Source organism: Amorphoplanes digitatis (assembly GCF_014205335.1).
GTDB lineage: Bacteria > Actinomycetota > Actinomycetes > Mycobacteriales > Micromonosporaceae > Actinoplanes > Actinoplanes digitatus.
On the sequence record NZ_JACHNH010000001.1, the window covers coordinates 1,841,230 to 1,864,032 of the forward strand.

Genomic DNA, 22,803 nt, shown 5'->3' on the forward strand with positions numbered 1-22,803 from the left:
CACAGGGCCGCGGGACGTGGCTGATGCCACAGGCAGCTGCCGGCGCGCTCTCTAAGCTTTCGCGGTATGGAACCCATTGCCGACACGGTGGTGCTGGTGGCGATCGCCGTGCTCGGCGCCGCGCTCGCACGCCGGCTCGGCCTCCTCGCGCCCCTCGTCCTGCTGGTTGCGGGCCTCGGCCTCTCCTACCTGCCGGGGCTGCCGAAGTTCGAGGTAGAGCCCGAACTCGTACTGATCGGCGTCCTGCCGCCGCTGCTCTACGTCGCCGCGCTGCAGACCAGCGTCGTCGCGTTCCGCCGCGCCCTGCGCCCGATCCTGCTGCTGGCGGTCGGGCTCGTGGTGGTGACCGCGTTGGCCGTCGGATTCGTCGTGCACGCGCTGCTGCCGGCCGGCGTGCCGCTGGCGGCCTGCGTCGCCCTCGGCGCCGTGGTGGCGCCGCCCGACGCGGTTTCGGCGACCGCGATCGCCCGCCGGATCGGCCTGCCCCGCCGGGTGGTCACCATCCTCGAGGGTGAGAGCCTGCTCAACGACGCGTCCGCGCTGGTGCTGCTCCGGATCGCCACCGGCGCGCTGGCCGGAACGGCAGTCGGCTTCTGGGACATCACCGAGGAGGTGGCCCTCAAGGCCGGCGGCGGGGTGCTGATCGGCATCGCCTTCGCGCTCGGCGCCGCCTGGCTGCACAAGAAGATCGAGGACCCGCTGCTGGACGACGCCGTATCGCTGCTCACCCCGTTCGTCGTGGTGATCGTGGCCGAGCGGTTGGAGACCTCCAGTGTGGTGGCCGTCGTGGTGGCCGGGCTCTACCTCGGACACCGGATCCCCTACCTGCTGTCGGCGACCTCGCGGTTGCAGATGGACGCGGTCTGGCGGCTGATCGTCTTCCTGCTGGAGGGCGTCGTCTTCCTCCTGGTCGGCCTGCAACTGCGCGAGCTCATCGGCCATGTCGAGCAGGACTGGGCCACCGCGATCTCGGTCACCCTCGCGGTCTTCCTGACCCTGGTCGTGGTCCGGTTCGCCTACCTCTATGCGGCCACCTACCTGGCCCGCCTGGTGCCGCGGGTCCGTGCCCGGGAGCAGCGGCCGCCGATCGCGGTGCCGACGGTGATCGCCTGGGCCGGCATGCGCGGCGTGGTCACCCTGGCCGCCGCGCTGACCCTTGAGGCGAGCCACGGCCTGCCGCGCGACCTGTTCGTCTTCGTCGCGTTCGCGATCATCGTGCTCACCCTGCTGATCCACGGCACCACCCTGCCGATGCTGGCCCGCCGCCTCGGCGTCGTGGAGGACAACAGCGCCGAGGACGCCCTGGCCGAGGCCGGCGTGCAGCACGCGGCCAGCCGGGCGGCGCTGGAGCGGCTCGAGGAGCAGGCCGGCGGCGCGCCGAGCTCGGTGGTCGACCGGCTGCGGGCGCTGACCGGCAGCCGGGCCAACGTCGCCTGGGAGCGGCTGGGCAATCAGGACCAGGAGACCCCGTCGGCCGCGTACGGTCGGCTGCGGCGGGAGATGATTGCCGCGGAGCGCCACGTCTTCAAGGTCGCCCGCAACGAGGGGCGCATCTCCGAAGAGGTGCTCAACCGCGCACAGCGCGAGCTCGACCTCGAAGAGTCCCAGCTGAACCGGAGTGAAGATTGACCTGCCAGCATCTCAAGGAAGCCGGCGCGCCGGAACCGCGTGCGCCGTACGAGGGTGGCTGCCCGGAGTGCGTGGCCGACGGCCACCACGACTGGGTGCACCTGCGCCTCTGCCTCGGCTGTGGGCACGTGGCCTGCTGTGACTCCTCGCCGCGCCGGCACATGTCCCGGCACCACGAGACCGAGGATCATCCGGTGATGCGCTCCTACGAGCCGGGCGAGACCTGGCGGTGGTGTTTCGTGGACGAGATCCTCGGATGAGGACGCTGTTCGTCGGCGCCGGGGCGACCGGCGGCTACTTCGGCGGCCGGCTGGCCGAGGCCGGCCGGGACGTCACGTTCCTGGTCCGGCCCGGCCGGGCGGCGGTGCTCGCCGATCGCGGCCTGCGGATCCATTCGCCCGACGGCGAGAGCGTCATCAAGGCGCGCACGGTGATTGCGGACGCGCTCGACGGGCCGTACGACCTGATCGTGGTCGCGGTGAAGGGCTACGGCCTGGGCGCCGCGATCGCCGACCTGCGGCCGGCGGTCGGGCCGGAGACGGTGATCGTGCCCCTGCTCAACGGCATGCGGCACGTCGACGCCCTGGTGGCGGCGTTCGGCGCCGGGCACGTGTACGGCGGCGTCTGCATGATCGCGGGCACGCTCGACGACGACGGCGACGTCGTGCAACTGACCGGCCTGCACCGGCTCGCGTACGGGCCGCTGGACGGCGGCGCGGACCCGCGGCTGGCGGCGGTGGGCGAGGCGCTGTCGGGTGGCGGCTTCGCCTCCGAGCCGACGACCGGGATCGTCGCGCGGATGTGGGAGAAGTGGCTCTTCCTGGCCGCCCTCGGGGTGGCGACGACGCTCCTGCGCGGCACGGTCGGCGACATCACGGCGGCGCCCGGCGGCCTGGCCTTCGCCGAGCGGGTGGCGGACGAGGCGATCGCGATCGGCACGGCGGCCGGCCACCCGCCCCGCGCGGCGGCGGTGGAGTTCCTGCGTGCCGGCCTGACGGCCCGCGACGTGCCGACGACCTCGTCGCTGTACCGGGACATGCGGGCGGGCCGCCCGGTGGAGGCCGACGAGATCGTCGGTGACCTGGTGGCGCACGCGGAGCGGCTGGGTGTGGACGCCCCGCTGTTCGCGGCGGCGTACACGAGCCTGTCGATTTACGCCCGCGGCAGGGAGGACTGAACGGCCCTATGCTCGGTGACGACGCTCACGTGTAAGCGGGAAGTATCGGCGGGTAACCGGACAGTCGCGGGGCCGCCCTCGGTGCGGTCGGTGAGAATTACCGCAGACGTGCCCGCGGCGAGGCCCTCGCGACCGCCGGGCACACCGACGGTCGAGGGCGGGAGCAGCACATGCAGGTGTGGCCGGGTCACCGGTATCCACTGGGCGCGACGTACGACGGCACGGGCACCAACTTCGCGATCTTCTCCGAGGTCGCCGAGGCGGTAGAGCTGTGTCTCTTCGATCCGTCGGGCAACGAGCGGAAGGTCCAGCTGCACGAGCAGGACGCCTTCGTGTGGCACGCCTATCTGCCGGGCGTCGAGCCGGGGCAGCGGTACGGCTACCGGGTGTACGGGCCGTACGACCCCTCGCGGGGGCTGCGGTGCAATCCGCACAAACTGCTCCTGGACCCGTACGCGCGGGCCGTCGACGACGACGTCGCCTGGCATCCGTCGCTCTACGCCTACGACTTCGACAATCCCGACGAGATGTCGGATCTCGACTCGGCGCCGCACATGGCGAAGGGCGTGGTCGTCAATCCGTACTTCGACTGGGGCAACGACCGGCGGCCGGACATCCCGTACCACCACTCGGTGATCTACGAGACCCACGTCAAGGGCCTCACCGAGCGGCACCCCGACGTGCCCGACGACCTGCGCGGCACGTACGCGGCCATCGGCCACCCGGCGATCATCGAGCACTTCAAGAAGCTCGGCGTGACCGCGGTCGAGCTGATGCCGGTGCACCACTTCGTGCACGACAACCGCCTCGCCGACCTGGGCCTGCGCAACTACTGGGGCTACAACACGATCGGCTTCTTCGCGCCGTACCACGGCTATTCGGCGATGGGCTCGCTCGGCCAGCAGACCCAGGAGTTCCGGGGCATGGTCCGGGCGCTGCACGCGGCCGGGATGGAGGTGATCCTCGACGTCGTCTACAACCATACGGCGGAGGGCAATCACCTCGGGCCGACGATGAGCCTCAAGGGCATCGACAACCGGACCTACTACCGGCTCGTGGACGATCAGCCCAACTTCTACATGGACTACACCGGCACCGGCAACAGCCTCAACGTGCGCAGCCCGCAGAGCCTTCAGCTGATCATGGATTCGCTGCGCTACTGGGTGACCGAGATGCACGTCGACGGCTTCCGGTTCGACCTGGCGTCCACGCTGGCCCGCGAGTTCTACGACGTCGACCGGCTGTCCACCTTCTTCGAGGTGGTGCAGCAGGACCCGGTGGTCGGGCAGGTCAAGCTGATCGCCGAGCCGTGGGACGTGGGGCCCGGCGGCTACCAGGTCGGCAACTTCCCGCCGAACTGGACCGAGTGGAACGGCAAGTACCGCGACACGGTCCGCGACTTCTGGCGCGGCGAGCCCGCCACCCTCGCGGAGTTCGCCAGCCGCATCACCGGCTCCGCCGACCTGTACCAGGACGACGGCCGCAAGCCCTTCCACTCGATCAACTTCGTGACCGCGCACGACGGCTTCACCCTCAACGACCTGGTCTCCTACAACGACAAGCACAACGAGGCCAACGGCGAGGAGAACCGGGACGGCGACAGCCACAACCGGTCCTGGAACTGCGGCACCGAGGGACCGACCGACGACCGCCAGATCCTGCGGCTGCGGGCCAAGCAGCGGCGCAACTTCCTGGCCACGCTGATGCTCAGCCAGGGCGTGCCGATGATCTCGCACGGCGACGAGCTGGGCCGCACCCAGCAGGGCAACAACAACGCCTACTGCCAGGACAACGAGCTGAGCTGGATCGACTGGGAGAACGCCGACCGGACGCTGCTCGAGTTCACCTGCAAGCTGACCGCGTTCCGGCACCGCCACCAGGTGTTCCAGCGCCGCCGGTTCTTCACCGGGCTGCCGGTGACGGCGCGCGGCGGCGGCGACCCGCTGCCCGACCTGGAGTGGTTCACCCCGGACGGTCGCCAGATGGCCGGCGACGACTGGGGCAACGACTTCGGCCGGGCCGTGGCGCTGTTCGTCAACGGCGAGGGCATCCGCGAGCGCGGCCAGTACGGCCAGCGCCACGTCGACAGCTCGTTCCTGCTGTTCTTCAACGCGCACGACGCGCCGATCGAGTTCCGCACGCCGCCCGCCGAGTACGGCGAGAAGTGGGAGAGGGTCATCGAGACGGCCGAGCCCTCGCCGGAACGCCCGTCGATCGTGGAGTCGGGCACCGCCATCCTCGTGCCGGACCGCTCGCTAGTTGTTTTGGACAGGATGGTCTAAATTGCACCCCTCTGCCACCTACCGCGTCCAGGTCCACCCCGGCTTCCCCCTGAAGGACACCGCCGAGCTCGTCGACTACCTGGCCGACCTCGGCGTCAGTCACCTGTACACCGCGCCCCTGCTCACCGCGGTGCCCGGCTCCGGGCACGGCTACGACGTGGTCGACCACGGCCAGGTCAGCCCGGCACTCGGCGGCGAGCAGGGCCGGCTGGCGCTCAAGGCGGCCCTGGACGCGGCCGGGCTGGGCCTGGTGATCGACATCGTGCCCAACCACGCCGGCGTCGCCATGCCCGCCGCGAACCCGACGTGGTGGGAGGTGCTGCGCGACGGGCGGTCCTCGGCGTACGCGAAGTTCTACGACATCGACTGGTCCCGGGGCCGGCTGCTGCTGCCGGTGCTGGCCGACGAGCCGGACGCCCTCGAGAAGCTGACCATCGAGGACTCCGGGCAGGGCCGGGAGCTGCGCTACTTCGACCGGCGCTTCCCGATCGCCGACGGCACCGGCGAGGGCACCCCGCGGGAGGTGCACGACCGCCAGCACTACGAGCTGGTCGCCTGGACCCGCGGCGACTCGGAGCTGGGCTACCGCCGGTTCTTCTCGATCGTCGACCTGGCCGGGCTGCGGGTCGAGGACCCGGAGGTCTTCGAGGCCACCCACCGCGAGATCCTGCGCTGGTACGCCGAGGGCGGCGTGCAGGGCATCCGGGTGGACCACCCGGACGGCCTGCGCGACCCGGGCGGCTACCTGCACCGGCTGCGCGAGGCCGCGCCGGACGCCTGGATCGTGATCGAGAAGATCCTCGAGCCGGGTGAGAAGCTGCCGCGGTGGCCGGTGGCCGGCACCACCGGCTACGACGCGCTCGCCGAGGTCTGCGGCGTCTTCGTCGACCCGGGCACCGAGGCGTTCTTCGACACCCTCGACCATCACCTGATCGGGGGCGAGACCAGCTGGCAGGACCTGGTGCACCGGACCAAGCTGCACGTCGCCACCGTCCAGCTCGCCGCCGAGCTGGCCCGGATGTGCCGGCTCGTGCCCGAGATCGCGGCCGCGCCGCGGGCGCTCGCCGAGCTCGCCGCCTGCTTCCCCGTCTACCGCTCCTACCTGCCGACCGGCACCCGGCATCTGGCCGAGGCCCGGTCCGAGGCCGGCCGCCGCCAGCCCGCGCTCATCGGCGTCCTCGACCAGCTCACCGCCCGGCTGCGTGACCCGGACGACGAGCTGGCGGTGCGGTTCCAGCAGTACACCGGCGCGGTAATGGCCAAGGGCGTCGAGGACACCGCGTTCTACCGGTGGACCCGGTTCACCGCCCGCAACGAGGTCGGCGGTGACCCGTCGAAGTTCAGCGTGCACCCGGACGGGTTCCACGACCACGCGCAGGAGCGGCAGCAGTGGTGGCCCACGGGCATGACCACGCTGTCCACCCACGACACCAAGCGCAGCGAGGACGTCCGGGCCCGGCTCGCCGTGCTCTCCGAACTGCCCGGCGACTGGACCGAGGTGGTACGCCGCTGGGTGCGTACCGCCCCGCTGCCGGACCCGGCCCTGGCACACCTGATCTGGCAGGCGGCCGTCGGTGCCTGGCCGATCGAGCGGGACCGGCTACAGGCGTACGCGCTCAAGGCCGCGCGCGAGAGCGGCGCCGTCACCACCTGGCGGCGCCCCGACGAGAAGTTCGAGACCGCGCTGCGGGAGATGGTCGACCGGATCTACGACGACCCGGCCCTGCACGGCGAGGTCGCCGACTTCGCGGCCTCGATCACGCCGCCCGGCTGGTCCAACTCGCTGGGCCAGAAGCTGGTACAGCTCGCCATGCCCGGCGTGCCGGACACCTACCAGGGCACCGAGCTCTGGGACTTCTCCCTTGTCGATCCCGACAACCGGCGGCCGGTCGACTTCGGCCTGCGCCGGGAGCTGCTCGGCCGCGTCGACGACGGCTGGCAGCCGCCTATCGACGCAACCGGCGCCGCGAAGCTGCTGGTCACCGGCCGGACGCTGCGCCTGCGCCGTCGCCGGCCCGAGCTGTTCACCGGCTACCGGCCGGTCTTCGCCGACGGCCGGGTCCGCGACCATGTGATGGCCTTCGACCGCGGCGGCGCGGTGGCGGTGGCGACCCGCCTGCCGGTCGGATTGTCACGCCACGGCGGGTGGCACGACACGTCGCTGTCACTCGACGGCCACACCTGGACGGAAGTCTTCACAAATACCAGCTACGGCGGCAGCAGGCTGGCGGTGGCCGAACTCCTGCACACGTACCCCGTCGCGCTCCTGGTGCGAGAGCAGTGACGCGCTTCGGGGTGTGGGCGCCGGAGCAGGCGGTCAGGCTGCGCATCGACGGGACGGACCGGGAGATGGAGCGGGGCGACGACGGCTGGTGGCGCGCGGACGTGCCGGAGGCGGGACACGGCACGGACTACGCCTACCTGCTGGCCGGCCACGACCGCCCCCTGCCCGACCCGCGCTCGCCGTGGCAGCCGGCGGGCGTGCACGGCCCCAGCCGGGTCTACGACCACTCGGCCTTCGGCTGGACCGACGGCGCCTGGACCGGCCGCCAGCTTCCCGGCTCCGTGCTGTACGAGCTGCACGTCGGCACGTTCACCGCCGAGGGCACCTTCGACGCGGCCGCCGCGCGCCTGGACCACCTCGCCGACCTCGGCGTCGACCTCGTCGAGCTGCTGCCCGTCGCCTCCTTCAACGGCGAGCACAACTGGGGATACGACGGGGTCTGCTGGTACGCGCCGCACGAGGCGTACGGCGGGCCGGACGGGCTGAAGCGGTTCGTCGACGCCGCTCACGGCCGGGGCATCGGCGTCGTGCTCGACGTCGTCTACAACCACTTCGGCCCGAGCGGCGCGTACGCGCCGATGTTCGCGCCGTACCTGAGCGCCGGCGCCAACCCGTGGGGTGCCGCGGTCAACCTCGACGGCCCGCTGTCGCAGGGTGTCCGCCGCTACGTCATCGACAGCGCCCTCGCCTGGCTGCGCGACTACCACGTCGACGGCCTGCGGCTCGACGCCGTGCACGCGCTCGTCGACAACGGCGCGGTCAACCTGCTCGAGGAGCTGGCGGTCGAGGTGGACGCCCTCTCCACCCACCTCAACCGCCCGCTGTCGCTGATCGCCGAGTCGGACCTGAACGACCCGCGGCTGATCACCCCGCGCGAGGCCGGCGGTCACGGCCTGCCGGCGCAGTGGAACGACGACGCGCACCACGCCCTGCACGCGCTGCTCACCGGCGAGCGGCAGGGCTACTACGGCGACTTCGGCTCGCTGGAGTGCCTGGAGACGGTGCTGACCGGCGCGTTCTTCCACGCCGGCACGTGGTCCAGCTTCCGCCGGCGCCGGCACGGCCGCCCGGTCGACCGCGCCCGGACGCCGGGGCACCGCTTCGTCGCGTACCTGCAGAACCACGACCAGATCGGCAACCGCGCGACCGGCGACCGGCTGTCGGCGAGCCTGTCGCCCGGCCTGCTCAAGATCGGCGCGACGCTGCTGTTCACCTCGCCGTTCACGCCGATGCTGTTCATGGGCGAGGAGTGGGCGGCGAGCAGCCCCTGGCAGTTCTTCACCAGCCACCCCGAGCCCGAGCTGGCCGCGGCGGTGCAGAACGGCCGGCGGCGCGAGTTCGCCGCGCACGGCTGGGCCGAGGCCGAGGTGCCGGACCCGCAGGACCCGGCGACGCTGCTGCGGTCGAAGCTGGACTGGTCCGAGCGGGAGAAGCCCGGCCACGCGGAGATCCTCGACCTGTACCGGCGGCTCATCGCGCTGCGCCGGAGCCGGGCCGACCTGTCGGACCCGCGGCTGGACCGGGTCGAGGTCCGGCACGGCGACCGGTACGTGGTGATACGCCGCGGCGACTGTGCCGTCGCCGCGAACCTCGCCGGGGTGCCCCGAACGGTCAGCCTGCCCGCGGCGCCGCGCGGCGTGCTGCTGGCGACCGGGCCGGGCGTGGTACTGCAACGCGACCGGGTCGACCTGCCGCCGGAGACCGCCGCGGTGATCGCCCTCGGCTAGGTCGCACCCGTAGGTCACCATGGTCGTCATGTGGGGACGAAAGAAGCGCGGCGGGCGCAAGAAGAGCAGGTGGTACGACGGCTGCGACAGCTGCGACTGCGACGTCTGTGACCTGCCGTGCTGCGACTTCGGCCTGCTGAGCACGGCGCTGCTCGCCTTCGCCGGCCTGGGTGCGCGCGGGCGGTCGCGGCGCACCGACGCCGCCGTGTCCGCCGCCATCCGCGGCTACCGCAGGGTCTCGCCCCGGCTGCCCACCCGCTGCCGCTACACGCCGACGTGCAGCGCCTACGGTCTCGAGGCCGTGCGGCGCTACGGCACCGGCAAGGGGCTGCGGCTGACGGCCGGCCGGCTGCGGCGCTGCCGGCCGGGTGTCGCGTTCGGGACCGCGGACCCCGTTCCGTGACATTGGTCGGGCATCATTGCCGCTCCGAGAACGGGTAACGAAGGGCATTGCCGACGATGGACGAGGAAAACGGCGAGGCCCGGTTCCGCAAGGCGGTGATCCACCGGCAGGTGCCGGTGCGGCGCCGTCCCCGCCCGGCGCGGGCCCAGCGCACGATGGAGGGTTTGCGCCGCACCTTCACCCAGCCCGAACAGGTCGTGCGCACCTGGGGCGGCTCGCTGGCGCCGTGGCGCCTGGTGGCGGTCGGGGTGGTCCTCGTCCTGACGCTCACGTTCTTCTGGGTGTGGCTGTTCCACATCGGGCCGCCCTCGGTCGAGGACCTGCGCCGGGCCGCCGGGGTCGACGAGTGGAAGACGCTGCCCATCGGCGTCAAGGACGATCAGCCCGGCATCGCCGAGCGCGATCCTAAGCAAGGCGACTGGCGGGGATTCGACATCGACATCGCCTACATGATCGCCGAGGACCTCGGGTTCCGCCGCGACGAGGTGCGGTTCTACGGGATCGAGAGCGAGGACCGGGCGCGGATGGAGGCGACCGACCTCGGCGGCAATCCGGTGCCGGTCAAGATGGTGATCGCCAGCTACAGCATCACGCCGGAGCGCGAGGCCGAGCCGAACGTCATGTTCACCCAGTCGTACCTGCACACCGAACAGTCGGTGATCACGCTCAAGGGCCACGACAAGGTAGCCAGTCTCGGCGAGTTCAAGGGCAAGAACGTCTGCACCCTGTCGGCGTCCACCAGCGTGGCGGCCGCGGCCGCGGCCGGCGCGCGGCTGGTGAACCGCAACCGCGTCTCGGAGTGCTTCGACCTGCTCGACAGGAACCTGGTCGACGCGATCACCACCGACGCGGCGATCCTCGGCGGCTACAAGGCCCGCTACCCGGACAAATACGACCACTGGGACCTGGGGCTGGACAAGACCGAGGCTTGGGGCGTGAGCGTCGGCGCCAACGAGGCGCTGCGCGACCTGGTGAACCTCACCCTCTACCGGTCCTTCCAGGACCCGAAGGACCCGCGCTGGGAGCAGGCCTACGCGGCCAACATCCTGCCCGAGACCCCGAACAACCGGCAGGCCGACGGCAAGCGCGTCCCGCTGGCCCGCCCGCAGCAGCCCGACACCACCCGCCCGAACGTGCGCGAGCTGCCCTGGGAGGAGGTGGCGCCGTGACCGTGACGTCGCTGCCCCGGGCGCCGCGCCGGGTCCGACGCGCCCAGCTCAACTGGCTGCTCACCGCCCTGCCGGCGTTCCCGCTGGTGCTGCTCGTGCTGCGGCTCTGGTACCTGAGCCGGCAGGACCTGCCGACGATGCTGCTGCTGGTGCAGTACATCAGCCCGCTCGGCATGATCAGCGCGTTGATCATCACGCTGATCTGGACCGTACCGGCGGTGGTCCTGGTGCTGCGCGCCCTCGGCGGCCTGCTGCTGGTCAGCTCGCCGGACCCGGAGGACGCGGCCCGGCGTTCGCTGCTGGCGCTGACCGCCCTGCGGATGCCGGACTGGGTGGTGGCCGTCGCGGTGGTGCTCGCCGGCTTCACCTGGCAGCTGCGCCTGCTGCCCGCGCTGATCATGCTGACCGCCGTCATCGTCGCGCTGACCGCGGTGCAGCGCTATCCGGGCGAGCGCCGGATGCTGGCCGTGGTCACCCTGGTGGTGCCGATCGCGCTCGGCGTGGTCGTGCTGATCTGGGTCCGGCCCGGCGTGCAGACGGCGCTGGCCGCGGGCGACACCGCCACCGCCGTGCTGCTGGTCGTGCCGCCGCTGCTCGGCTGGCTGCTCACCGGGCCGGTGCCGCCGCGCGCGGCCCGGCTGGCGACGCACTGGCCCGCGGTCGCGGCGATGATCGCCGCACCGTTCGTGATCGGGGTGGTCTTCCTGCGCGCGCCCGTGCTGCCCAACAGCGCGGTCGAGGTCGCCGGCGACGACGGCGCGCCGGTCCGGGTGATCCGCGGCCAGCTGATCACCGTCGACGACACCGCCACCACGATCCTCCAGCGCGGCGGCGAGGTGGTGTTCATCCCGAACGATCAGGTGCGGTCCAAGACCCTGTGCCCCGAGCCGATCCGGACCCAGAAGAGCCGCATCACCGTACGCGGATGGGCGATCGACGAATCCACGCTCGAGTGGGTCGCGCCGACCCGGCGGGCCACCGAGGTCGACCCGCGCTGCCTCGGCCGGCCGCGGTGACCGGGACGAGCAGCGAATTTGCGCAGGTACACGCCGGTTGGCGCGACGCGCCGCGGACCACGTGCAGACAGGCTGGACGTGACCTGGCAGGCTGCACGCCATGACCTTGCACCTGCGGTGGGCTGCCGTCACCGATAAAGGCCACGTCCGGAGCAACAACCAGGACGCGCACTACGCCGGTGACCGGCTGCTCGTCGTGGCCGACGGCATGGGCGGCATGGCCGCCGGTGACGTCGCGAGCCGCATCGCCGTCGAGGCGATGGTCTCGCTCGACGTCGCGATCGACAACGAGAGTCAGATGGACGCGCTGCACAAGGCGCTCGAGGTGGCGAACGGCCGGATAGCCGAGACCGTCGCCGCCGACCCCGCCATGCAGGGCATGGGCACCACGCTGACCGCCGTGATCTTCTCCGGTGACCGCGCCGCGCTGGCACACGTCGGCGACTCCCGCGCCTACCTGCTGCGCGACGGCCGGCTGAACCAGCTCACCAAGGACGACACGTACGTTCAGATGCTGGTCGACCAGGGCCTGATCCGGCCGGAGGAGGCGGGCAGCCATCCCCGCCGCGCGGTGGTCACCCAGGCGCTGCAGGGCGAGCCGGTCAGCCCGTCCTACGTCATCGTCGAGCCGGAGGCCGGCGACCGCTGGCTGCTGTGCAGCGACGGTCTCACCACCGTGGTCGCCGCCGAGGCGATCGAGGCGGAGCTGCTCGCCGGCGACGGGCCGCAGGCCTGCGCCGAGCGCCTGCTCGACCTCGCCCTACAGGGTGGCGGCCCGGACAACATCACGGTGATTGTCGCTGATCTGACAGCCATCGACTGACCCCGGATGAGTGCCGCGGCACCGCGCGACCGCGGACTTTCCGCAGGGGGCGGGGGCTGCGGTACCTTACTCCGGTCGCGGGACGGCCAGCCGCGGCTCTGCTGCGGGTGGTGATGACGACGGAACGGCTGTCGGCACGGTCAGCCGTGACGCTGGTGCTCGTCGCCGCCGTCACGGCGACCGGCGCGTACGCGGTTCCCGCCGGCCCCGGCCAGCGGCTCTTCAACGACGCCGCCCAGTTCGTCCTCGGCGCCGTCGCGGCCGTCGTCTGCGTCGTCGCGGGCCGCAGGCGGTCCGGTCCCCGCCGGCACTGGCGGCTGCTGATCGGCGCGGGCCTGGCCACGTGGGCCGGCACCCGGCTCTGGTTCGTGATCCATGACCTCATCGATCCCGACCGGGGCCCGGCGGCCACGCCCGCCGACGTCGGTTTCCTGACCCTGCCGTTCTTCATGTTCCTGGCCCTGATCGCCGGCTCGATGGCGCTGCCTCGGCCCGCGCAGGCGTCGCTGCGCCGGGACCGGATGGTGCTGGTCATCGACAGCCTGCTGGTCGCCGGCTCGCTGCTGGCCCTGCTCTGGTCGGCGCTGCCCGGCCGCATCCTCGACGAGGTGTGGGCGAGCCCCTGGGTGGCCGGCACCGCGGCGGCGTACCCGATCGCCGACCTCTGGCTGGCCGTCATGGTCGCGCTGCTGCTGACCACCCGGCCGACGTCGCTGGCCGGGCGGGTGCCGCTGCGGCTGATGTGCCTGGCGCTGCTGGCCTTCGGGGTCTCCGACACGCTGAGGCTGCTGCACCTGAGCACCGGGGCGCTGTCGCCGGTCGAGTCCGCCGGCTACCTGCTCGGACCGGTGCTGCTCACGCTCGCGGCGCTGAGCAACCCGGGCCTCACCGCCGGCCCGACCCTCGACCGGGCCGAGGCGGACTGGCTGCACCTGCTGCTGCCGTACCTGCCGGTGGTCGCCACCGGCGTGGTCATCGCGGTGCGCACCGGGGCGGGCGGGCAGCTGACCTCGTACGAGGCGTACCTGGGCTGGCTCGGGCTCGGCCTGGTCGTGGCCCGGCAGATGTTCACGATCGTGGACAACACGGTGCTGCTCGCCCGGATCTCCGAGGGCCAGCAGCGGCTGCACCACCAGGCGTACCACGATCCGCTGACCGGCTTGGCCAACCGCGCGCTGTTCCGCGAGCGGCTGGTGCTGGCGCTGGCGGACCACCGCGACACCGGCGTGCCCGTCGCCCTGCTCTTCGCCGACCTGGACGACTTCAAGCTCATCAACGACAGCTTCGGTCACGCGATGGGCGACCGGCTGCTGCGCGCGATCGGCGACCGGCTCGTCGCCTGCGTCGGCGCGGACGATCTGGTCGCCCGCCTCGGCGGCGACGAGTTCGCGGCGCTGCTCGAGCGGCCCGCGGACGAGGCCGAGCCGGCGGCGCAGCGCATCCTCGCGGCGCTCCGCGAGCCGTTCGTGATCGACGGGCACACCGTCGGGATCAGCGCCAGCCTCGGCCTGGTGCTCTCCGATCCGGGCGACGCCGACCTGTCCGCCGACGCCCTGCTGCGCCGGGCCGACGCCGCGATGTACGTGAGCAAGCGGCGCGGCAAGAACGCGCTCGCGCGGTACTCCGGCGGCGCCGACGGCGGGCCCAACGCCGACCTGCCGCACCTGCTGGCCCGGGCGTTGTCGGGCGACCCGGCGCAGGCCGGCTTCGAGGTGCACTACCAGCCGATCGTGTGCCTGGCGGACGGCGCGGTCGTCGCGGTCGAGGCGCTGGCGCGCTGGACGGACCCGGTGGCCGGTCTGGTGGATCCGGACGTCTTCGTGACGGTCGCCGAGCGGACCGGCCTGGTCGCGGCGATCGACGACTTCGTGCTCGACCGGGCCTGCGCCGACGCCGCGGCGCTTGCGGAGACCTACGGCCGGCCGATCGACATGCACGTCAACGTGTCCGCCGCCCGGCTGGGCCAGCACGGGCTGGAGGAGGCGGTGGACCGGGCGCTGCAACGGCACTCGGTCCCGCCGTCCCGGCTCGTCGTGGAGATCACCGAGACCCGCCGCATCCCGGACATGCCGCGGGCGGTGGAGGTCGCGGAGCGGCTGCGCCGGCGCGGGGTGCGGGTGGCGCTCGACGACTTCGGCAGCGGCTACAACGCGCTGGCCCAGCTGCACTCGCTGCCGGTCGACATCGTCAAGCTGGACTCGACGCTCACCGACGTGGACGTCTCGCCGGAGCGTGCGGGCGCGCTGTGCCGCTCGGTGCTGGCGATCTGCGCCGAGCTGAACATCGCGGTGGTCGCCGAGGGCATCGAGACGCCCGCGCAGGCCCGGGCGCTGGCGGCGCTGGGCTGCGACTTCGGCCAGGGCTACCTGCTCGGCCAGCCGGGACCGCTGCACCGGCTGACCGCGATGATCCCCACGCAGCCGGCGCCCACGGGCACCCACCTGGCCTCCTAGGACGCCCGTGGAGCTGTCCGTGCTCGGCCAGGCGGCCGTCATGTTCGCGGTGACCAACATCGACGACATGTTGCTGCTCGCGGTGTACTTCGGCCGGACCGCCGGCCACCACGCGGCCGCCCGGCGGATCGTGATCGGCCAGTACGCGGGCTTCCTCGCCATCCTCGCGGCCTCCGTCCTCGGCGCCCTCGGCGCCGGGCTGCTCCCCGACGCCGCGATTCCCTATCTGGGCCTGCTGCCGCTGCTGCTCGGCATCCGGGCGGCGTGGACGGTATGGCGCGAACGGCACGAGCCGGACGACGACGGGGCGCGGGAGCCCGGCGACGCGGCGGGACCGGGCGTCTGGCAGGTCGCCGCCGTGACGTTCGCCAACGGTGGCGACAACATCGGCGTGTACGTGCCGGTGTTCGCCGTCGCCGGGATCGCCGGGATGACCGTCTACGCGACCGTCTTCCTGATCGGCGTCGCGGTGTGGTGCGCGGCGGGCTGGTTCCTCGCCACCCGGCCGCCGGTAGCGAAGACCCTGTCGCGCTGGGGCCATCTCATCCTGCCGGTCGTCCTCATCGCGATCGGCCTGGTCATCCTGATCGAGGGCGGCGCCTTCGGGCTGTGACCGGCGCCCGCGGGCCGGGCGGCCCGGTCAGGACGAGCGGCGGTTGGCGCGGCGGGTCGGTTCGGCGGTGGTCGGGTCCTCCGGCCACGGGTGCCGGGGATAGCGCCCGCGCAGCTCCGCACGGACCTGGGGATAGCCGGTCGACCAGAAGGACGCCAGGTCCCGGGTCACCGCGACCGGGCGGCCGGCGGGCGAGAGCAGGTGCAGCAGGACCGGGATGCGGCCGTCGGCGAGCCGGGGCGCCTCCCGCCAGCCGAAGGTCTCCTGCACCTTGACGGCCAGGACCGGTGCCGCCGGGTCGGCGTAGTCGACCCGCACCTTCGAGCCGCTGGGCACCGGCAGCCGCTCCGGCGCCACCTCGTCCAGCCGCCCGGCCACCGACCAGGGCAGCAGGCGGCGCAGCGCCGTGGCGGTGTCGATCCGCGCCAGGTCGGCGCGGCGGCGGACCGGGCCGAGCGGCAGCCAGTCGTCGAGGCCGGCGAGCAGGGCGTCGTCGTCGACGGCCGGCCAGGGCTCGCCGAGCGCGGCGTGCGCGAACGCCAGGCGCTCCCGCAGCTCGGTCGCCGCCCGCGACCAGGTGAGCAGGCCGAGGCCCTCGCGGCGCAGGCCGTCGACGACGGCCGCGTGCACGTCGGCGGGGTCCGGGCGGTCGATCCGGCGTTCACTCAGGACGATCGCGCCGAGCCGGTCGACGCGCCGGGCGACCACGTCGCCGTCGATCCAGCCGATCTGGTCGCCGGTCTCGCGCAGGGTGGCCGCGGCCTCGCGGGCGCTCGCCTCGTCCAGCGGCGCGGCGCTGCGGATCCGGGCGGTGCGGGCGCCGGGCGCCCGGTCCGCGTCCGCGACCGCCAGCCAGGGCGTGCCCGCAAGGCCGCTGCCGCCGCCGAGCTCCGCGGCGGTCCCGCCCGCCATCAGGTACGCGCTCCCGCCGGGCTCGCGGGCCCGGGCGACCCGCTCGGGGTACGCGAGGCCGATGATCAGCCCCGCCGCCAGGTCGTCCGGCAGCCGCCCGCGCCCGCCGGGCCCGGCCTCCGGGTCCGGGTTGCGGGTGATCGCCGCGGTGAGGCGGCGGACCTCCGCGCGCCAGCCGCCGTCGTCGTCGGAGCGGGCACGGCGCCAGGCCGCGACGAGATCGTCGGCCGTCCGGTCGGCGTCCAGCAGCGCCACGACCTCGGCGGCCCGCCGGGCGCCGACCACCGGCGCGCCGTCGAGCAGGGCGCGGGCGAGGCGGGGGTGCAGGCCCGCGTCCGCCAGCGCCCGGCCGCGTGCGGTGATCCGGCCCTGCGCGTCGGTGGCGCCGAGCGCCCGCAGGGTGCCCGTCGCGGCCTGCATCGCGCCGGCCGGCGGCGCGTCCGGCAGGCGCAGGCCGCTGCCGTCCGGGTGGCCCCACAGCGCCAGGTCCAGCGCGAAGCCGGTCAGGTCGGCCGCCGCCACCTCCGGCTCGGGCTGGGCCGGCAGCCGGTCGTGCTGCGCCTGCGACCAGCAGCGGTACACCCGGCCCGGCGCCTCCCGGCCCGCGCGGCCGGCCCGCTGCGTCGCCGAGGCGCGGGACACCGCGATCGTGACGAGGGCGCCGAGGCCCCGGCCGTGGTCCATCCGGGGCACCCGGCTCAGGCCGGCGTCGACCACCGCGCGGACGCCGGGAACGGTAAGGCTGCTCTCCGCGACCGCGGTGGCCAGCACCACCCGGCGTACCGGGCTGGGCCGCAGCGCGGCGTCCTGTGCGGACCCCGACTGCCGGCCGTGCAGGGTCACCACCTCGGCATCGCCGCCGCGCAGGCGGGACGCGACCGTCTCGATCTCCCGGGCGCCCGGCAGGAAGACCAGGACGTCGCCGTCGCCGTCGGCCAGGGCCCGGCGGACGGTTGCGGCCACGTGGTCGAGCAGCCTCGGGTCGACGCGCAGGCCGTGCGGCGGCGCGACGGGCTGCGGCGGCGGGCACCAGTGGACGTCCACCGGGTGCAGGGCCGCCTTCGCCTCGATGACCGGCGCGCCGCCCAGGATCTCCGACAGGCGGTGCGACTCGGCCGTCGCCGAGGTCGCCAGGACCCGCAGGTCGTCCCGCAGCGCCGCGCGGACCTCGATCAGGAAGGCCAGGGCGAGGTCGGTGTCGAGGTGGCGCTCGTGGCACTCGTCCAGGATCACGACCGCCGTCCCGGCCAGCTCCGGGTCGCGTTGCAGCCGGCGTACCAGGACGCCGGTGGTCACGACCTCGACGCGGGTCTCGGCGGTGACCCGCCGGTCGCCGCGGACCGTGTAGCCGACCCGGCCGCCGACCTGCTCGCCGAGCAGCGCCGCCATCCGGCGGGCCGCCGCCCGGGCCGCGACCCGGCGCGGCTCCGCCACCACGACCTTGCCGGCCGCCTCCGGCCCGGCCAGGGCGAGCGGGACCAGCGTCGTCTTGCCGGTGCCGGGCGGCGCGACGAGCACCGCCGCGCCGGCGTCCGCGAGTGCGGCCCCCACGGCCGGCAGCACGGCCCGGATCGGCAGGTCGGGCAGGGATCCCGTGGCGATGAGCACCGGACAAGTCTCGCGCACCGGGGTGGACCGGCCGGCGGCGCGTACCGGCCGTGTTAATTTGCGGAAAGCAGTGCAAGATCGGATGGCGGACTGCTTGACTGACCGTTCGGAAAACAGGGGGTGAGCGGTGGACCGGATCGACGTTCTCAACTCCCTGCCCGCCGAGAAGCTCGAGGCGGATCTGCTCGCCGTGTGCGCCGCACCCGCCTGGGGCCGGGCGGTCGTCGCGCGGCGCCCGTACCCGTCAAGGGCCGCCGCCATGGCCGCGGCCGACGCGGCCGCGCGCGACCTGAGCTGGGACGAGGTCCTGCTGGGGCTCTCCGCGCATCCGCGGATCGGGGAGCGTGCGCAGGGCGACTCGAAGGAGGCTGCCTGGTCGCGGCGGGAGCAGTCGGCGGCCGCGAGCAGCGCGGACGACGAGACCCGGGCCGCATTGACCGCCGCGAATCACGCCTATGAGGACAGGTTCGGCCACGTGTTCCTGATCTTCGCGAGCGGGCGGACGCAGGAGGAGATCCTGGCGGCGGCGCTGGCGCGGATCGGCAACGACGAGGAGACCGAGCGGGCCGTCGTCGCCGGCGAGCTTCGCAAGATCGCCCTGCTGCGGCTGGAGAGGCTGTTGGATGCCCTCGACTGACGGGACGGCGGCGCGGACCCACGCCAGGATCTCCACGCACATCTTGGACACGGTGACCGGCGATCCGGCCCGCGACGTGCACGTGCGGCTGGAGCGGCGCGACTCCGACGGCTGGCGGCAGATCGCGGAGGGCCGCACCGACGACGACGGCCGCCTGCTGCACCGGGTGCCCCTGCACGACTGGCAGGCGGGCGGCTACCGGCTCGTCTTCTACGTGGAGCCCTACCTCGGCGGTGACGCGTTCTTCCCGGAGATCACCGTCGCGTTCCACGTGCACGATCCCGAGCGGCACTACCACGTGCCGCTGCTGCTGAGCCGCTACGGCTACACCACCTACCGAGGGAGCTGACGCGTGGCGATCGTGTTGGGTAGCAACCGCTACGGCAAGGCGGAGACACGGCTGGTCCGCGTGACCCGGGCCGGCGACACCCACGCTCTGATCGACCTGAACGTGAGCGTGGCGCTTTCCGGCGAGCTCGCGGCGACCCACCTGACCGGCGACAACGCCGGCGTGCTGCCCACCGACACGATGAAGAACACCGTGTACGCGTTCGCCCGCGAGCACGGCGTCGGCTCGCCCGAGGAGTTCGGGCTGCTGCTCGCCCGGCACTTCGTCGCCACCCAGCCGCAGGTCACCGGCGCGGTGGTCGGCCTGGAGTCGTTCGGCTGGGAGCGGCTGGGCCCGCACTCGTTCCGGCGGGCCGGCGACTTCGTCCGGACGGCGACGGTCATCGTCTCGCCGGCCGGTGAGCAGGTGGTGTCCGGGCTGAAGGACCTGGTGCTGCTCAACTCGACCGCCTCGGAGTTCCACGGCTACCCGCGCGACAGGTACACGACGCTGCCGGAGACCACCGAGCGGATCCTGTCCACCGCGGTCGACGCCCGCTGGCGGCACCGGTCGACGGCCGCCGACTGGGACGAGTCGTTCGAGGGCGCGAAGGACGCGATGGTCAACGCCTTCGTCAATACCTACAGCTACTCGCTGCAACAGACGCTGTTCTCGATGGGTTCCCGGGTGCTGGACAGCCGGTCCGAGATCGCCGAGATCCGGCTCGCGCTGCCCAACAAGCACCATTACCTGGTTGATCTGTCCCCGTTCGAGCTGGAGAACCCGAATGAGGTGTTCATCGCCGGCGACCGGCCGTACGGCCTCATCGAGGGGACGGTGACCAGGGACGACGTGCCGCCGGCCGCGATGGAGTGGTATCTGTGATCGTTTACACAGCGCCAACGGCGGGAAGAATCGCAGAACTTTCCAGCCGCAAAAGGATAGTGAAAGTCCGTAAGGTGCGGAACACCCTGGGGCCGATACGGTAACCGGAGATTCGCGTATCGAGGGGAGTCGCAGACCGTGACCGAAATTCTGTCCGACGAGGCCGTGGCGTTCGTCGCCGATCTTAACCGGCGATTCCGGCCGCGCCGCAACGAGCTGCTCGCTGCCCGCGCCGCCCGCCGTGCCGAGATCGCCGCCGGCGGCACGCTCGGGTTCCTGCCCGAGACCGCCGACATCCGGGCCGGTGACTGGACGGTGCCCGCCGCGCCGGCCGACCTCACGGACCGGCGGGTGGAGATCACGGGACCGACCGAGCGCAAGATGACCATCAACGCGCTCAACTCCGGCGCCAAGGTGTGGCTCGCCGACCTCGAGGACGCGAACACCCCGCACTGGGCGAACGTGGTGGACGGCCAGCAGAACCTCTACGACGCGATCCGGCGCACCATCTCCCTGGAGACGCCGGCGAAGACCTACGAGCTCGGCGGCGGGCCCTACCCGACCATCGTGATGCGCCCGCGCGGCTGGCACCTCGACGAGCGGCACCTGCCGGTCGACGGCGAGCCGGCGGTCGGCGCGCTCGTCGACTTCGGGCTCTACTTCTTCCACAACGCCGCCGAGCTGCTCAGCCGCGGCAGCGGGCCGTACTTCTATCTGCCCAAGATGGAGTCGCACCGCGAGGCCGCGCTCTGGAACGACGTCTTCACCTACGCGCAGGAGGCGCTCGGCATCCCGGTCGGCACGATCCGGGCCACCGTGCTCATCGAGACGATCCCGGCCGCGTTCGAGATGGACGAGATCCTGCACGCGCTGCGCCCGCACATCTCGGGCCTCAACGCCGGCCGCTGGGACTACCTGTTCAGCATCATCAAGTACTTCCGGGACAACCCGGCGATGGTGCTGCCGGACCGTGCCGCGGTGACGATGACGGCGCCGTTCATGCGGGCATACAGCGAGCTGCTCGTCTCGACCTGCCACCGGCGCGGCGCCTTCGCGATGGGCGGCATGGCCGCGTTCATCCCGAGCCGCCGCGACCCCGCGGTCAACGAGATCGCCCTCGCCAAGGTCCGCGAGGACAAGGAGCGGGAGGCCGGCGACGGCTTCGACGGCTCCTGGGTCGCCCACCCCGACCTGGTGCCGGTCTGCCGGGAGATCTTCGACCGGGTGCTGGGCGATCGCCCCAACCAGCTCGACCGCCGGCGCGACGACGTGGCCGTCGACGGCGCGCAACTGCTCGACGTCGCCGCCACCGGCGGGGTGGTGACCGAGGCCGGCCTGCGGAGCAATGTCTCGGTGGCGCTCCAGTACCTGGAGGCCTGGTTGCGCGGCAACGGCGCGGTCGCCATCTTCAACCTGATGGAGGACGCGGCCACCGCGGAGATCTCCCGCTCCCAGGTCTGGCAGTGGATCCACAACGGGGTACGCCTCGACGACGGCACCGCTATCACCGCGGACCTGGTCGCGCGGATCGAGGACGAGGAGCTCGCCAAGATCCGTGAGGCGCTCGGCGAGCAGGCGTGGGCGGGCAGCCGCTTCGACGACGCCCGCAAGCTCTTCGAGCGGGTCGCCCTCGCCGACGACTTCGCGGACTTCCTGACGACGGCCGCCTACGACTCGATCGACTGACGATGCGGCTCGGTGACGACGACTACGCCGCCCTGGACGGCCGGCTCGCCGCACACGACGCGTTCCTGGCCTCGCGGTACCCGGGCGAGCGCCCGGGCCGGCAACCGGTGCACACGGTCTACATACCGGCCGACCGCATCGCCGGCTTCCGGGACTGGGGCGCGATCGCGCTGGCGGCGCTGGACGAGCATCCGCCGCTGCCGTTCCCGGCCGCGCTCGCCGACCGGGTCCGGGCCAAACTCGTCACCGAGCCCATCGAGGATCTGCGCGTCGACTTCGAGGACGGCTACGGCGTCCGCGACGACGACCAGGAGGACGCCGCGGTCAAGGCGGCCGTCGCCGTGCTCGCCGACGGCGCCCGGCCGCCGTTCGTCGGCATCCGGATCAAGTCGCTGGAGGCCGCGACCCGGCGCCGGGCGCTGCGCACCCTCGACCTGTTCCTGTCGCAGTATCAGGAGCCGTTCGTCGTCACGCTGCCCAAGGTCAGCGGCCCGGACCAGGTCGCGGCGATGGTCTCGCTCTGCGAGCGGCTGGAGCGCGGGTACGGGCTGGGCGCCGGCACGCTGCGTTTCGAGATCCAGATCGAGCTGCCGTCGGCGGTGCTGGGCGCCGACGGCACCGCGACGGTGGCCCGGCTCATCACGGCGGCCGACGGCCGCTGCACCGGCCTGCACTACGGCACGTACGACTACAGCGCGGCGGCCGGGGTGGCGGCGGCGTACCAGGCGATGGACCACCCGGTCGCCGACTACGCCAAGGCGGTCATCCAGGCCGCCGCGGCCGGCACCGGGGTGCGGCTCTCCGACGGCTCGACCAACATCCTGCCGGTCGGCACGGACGCGGCCGTGCACGACGCCTGGGCGCTGCACCACCGGCTCGTCCGCCGGTCCCTGGAACGCGGCTTCTACCAGGGCTGGGACCTGCACCCGGCGCAGCTGCCGACCCGCTTCGCAGCCACCTACGCGTTCTTCGCCGACGGCGCGGACGCGGCCGCGACGCGCCTGCGCCGCTATCTCGACCGCCAGTCGGGCGGCATCCTGGACGAGCCGGCGACGGCCCGGGCGCTGGCCGGCTTCCTGCTGCGCGGCCTGGACTGCGGCGCGCTCGACGACGCCGGCTTCACCCGCGAGGAGCTGTCCGCCTTCCGCTGACCGGGTGCCGCGCGGGGATG

18 protein-coding genes are annotated in these 22,803 nt (G+C 73.1%); 17 read left to right on the forward strand and 1 reads right to left on the reverse strand.

All coding sequences use genetic code 11. The features are described 5' to 3' along the window. Window positions 1–66 precede the first annotated feature (66 nt). The 12 genes from BJ971_RS08350 (at window position 67) to BJ971_RS08405 (ending at window position 15,576) form a co-directional block, all read left to right on the forward strand. Window positions 67–1,629: a Na+/H+ antiporter gene (locus BJ971_RS08350; protein WP_184991329.1), complete on the forward strand. Its 1,563-nt coding sequence runs from the start codon at window positions 67–69 to the stop codon at window positions 1,627–1,629. After that, entirely contained in the window at window positions 1,626–1,889 is a 264-nt protein-coding gene (locus BJ971_RS08355; protein ID WP_184991331.1) for a UBP-type zinc finger domain-containing protein, read from the forward strand. Before BJ971_RS08350 ends, BJ971_RS08355 begins: the two co-directional genes overlap by 4 nt. After that, window positions 1,886–2,806: a ketopantoate reductase family protein gene (locus BJ971_RS08360; protein ID WP_184991333.1), complete on the forward strand. Its 921-nt coding sequence runs from the start codon at window positions 1,886–1,888 to the stop codon at window positions 2,804–2,806. The genes BJ971_RS08355 and BJ971_RS08360 overlap by 4 nt, the downstream gene beginning before the upstream one ends. 170 nt (window positions 2,807–2,976) lie before the next feature. After that, window positions 2,977–5,088, forward strand: coding sequence for a glycogen debranching protein GlgX (gene glgX, locus BJ971_RS08365; RefSeq protein WP_184991335.1), 2,112 nt, complete (start codon window positions 2,977–2,979; stop codon window positions 5,086–5,088). Between the two features lies 1 nt (window position 5,089). Continuing rightward, on the forward strand, window positions 5,090–7,372 hold the full coding sequence (gene treY, locus BJ971_RS08370; RefSeq protein WP_184991337.1) for a malto-oligosyltrehalose synthase: 2,283 nt from the start codon (window positions 5,090–5,092) through the stop codon (window positions 7,370–7,372). Continuing rightward, window positions 7,369–9,099, forward strand: coding sequence for a malto-oligosyltrehalose trehalohydrolase (gene treZ, locus BJ971_RS08375; RefSeq protein WP_184991339.1), 1,731 nt, complete (start codon window positions 7,369–7,371; stop codon window positions 9,097–9,099). Before treY ends, treZ begins: the two co-directional genes overlap by 4 nt. Before the next feature lie 28 nt (window positions 9,100–9,127). Then, the gene (gene yidD / locus BJ971_RS42615) at window positions 9,128–9,502 is read left to right on the forward strand and encodes a membrane protein insertion efficiency factor YidD (protein ID WP_239087323.1); all 375 of its coding nucleotides are present in this window, start codon (window positions 9,128–9,130) and stop codon (window positions 9,500–9,502) included. Window positions 9,503–9,558: 56 nt separating this feature from the next. Beyond that, on the forward strand, window positions 9,559–10,671 hold the full coding sequence (locus BJ971_RS08385; protein WP_184991343.1) for a transporter substrate-binding domain-containing protein: 1,113 nt from the start codon (window positions 9,559–9,561) through the stop codon (window positions 10,669–10,671). After that, entirely contained in the window at window positions 10,668–11,687 is a 1,020-nt protein-coding gene (locus BJ971_RS08390) for a hypothetical protein (RefSeq protein WP_184991345.1), read from the forward strand. The genes BJ971_RS08385 and BJ971_RS08390 overlap by 4 nt, the downstream gene beginning before the upstream one ends. Window positions 11,688–11,787: 100 nt before the next feature. Next, window positions 11,788–12,510 carry a PP2C family protein-serine/threonine phosphatase gene (locus BJ971_RS08395; protein ID WP_184991347.1) on the forward strand — a complete coding sequence of 241 codons (723 nt, stop codon included), beginning with the start codon at window positions 11,788–11,790 and terminating at the stop codon, window positions 12,508–12,510. 113 nt (window positions 12,511–12,623) lie between these two features. Continuing rightward, window positions 12,624–14,963 (forward strand): putative bifunctional diguanylate cyclase/phosphodiesterase, encoded by a 2,340-nt coding sequence (locus BJ971_RS08400; RefSeq protein WP_184998728.1) that lies wholly within the window; start codon window positions 12,624–12,626, stop codon window positions 14,961–14,963. 7 nt (window positions 14,964–14,970) lie between these two features. Further along, a complete protein-coding gene (locus BJ971_RS08405; protein ID WP_203709196.1) occupies window positions 14,971–15,576 on the forward strand; it encodes a cadmium resistance transporter in 606 nt (201 codons plus the stop codon). 27 nt (window positions 15,577–15,603) lie between these two features. On the opposite strand, the gene hrpB is transcribed toward BJ971_RS08405, so the two are convergent. Next, window positions 15,604–18,096, reverse strand: coding sequence for an ATP-dependent helicase HrpB (gene hrpB / locus BJ971_RS08410; RefSeq protein WP_184991349.1), 2,493 nt, complete (start codon window positions 18,094–18,096; stop codon window positions 15,604–15,606). A gap of 127 nt (window positions 18,097–18,223) precedes the next feature. Between hrpB and uraD the strand changes: the two genes are divergently transcribed. The 5 genes from uraD to BJ971_RS08435 all read left to right on the forward strand — a co-directional run bounded on the left by uraD (window position 18,224) and on the right by BJ971_RS08435 (window position 22,783). Further along, the gene (gene uraD, locus BJ971_RS08415) at window positions 18,224–18,733 is read left to right on the forward strand and encodes a 2-oxo-4-hydroxy-4-carboxy-5-ureidoimidazoline decarboxylase (RefSeq protein ID WP_239087324.1); all 510 of its coding nucleotides are present in this window, start codon (window positions 18,224–18,226) and stop codon (window positions 18,731–18,733) included. Then, window positions 18,720–19,082 carry a hydroxyisourate hydrolase gene (gene uraH / locus BJ971_RS08420; protein WP_184991351.1) on the forward strand — a complete coding sequence of 121 codons (363 nt, stop codon included), beginning with the start codon at window positions 18,720–18,722 and terminating at the stop codon, window positions 19,080–19,082. Before uraD ends, uraH begins: the two co-directional genes overlap by 14 nt. A gap of 3 nt (window positions 19,083–19,085) precedes the next feature. Next, window positions 19,086–19,946, forward strand: a complete 861-nt coding sequence (pucL, locus tag BJ971_RS08425) for a factor-independent urate hydroxylase (protein ID WP_184991353.1) — start codon at window positions 19,086–19,088, stop codon at window positions 19,944–19,946. A gap of 138 nt (window positions 19,947–20,084) precedes the next feature. After that, the gene (gene aceB, locus BJ971_RS08430) at window positions 20,085–21,632 is read left to right on the forward strand and encodes a malate synthase A (RefSeq protein WP_184991355.1); all 1,548 of its coding nucleotides are present in this window, start codon (window positions 20,085–20,087) and stop codon (window positions 21,630–21,632) included. 2 nt (window positions 21,633–21,634) lie between these two features. After that, window positions 21,635–22,783, forward strand: a complete 1,149-nt coding sequence (locus tag BJ971_RS08435) for a DUF6986 family protein (protein WP_184991357.1) — start codon at window positions 21,635–21,637, stop codon at window positions 22,781–22,783. The last annotated feature ends 20 nt before the right edge of the window (window positions 22,784–22,803 follow it).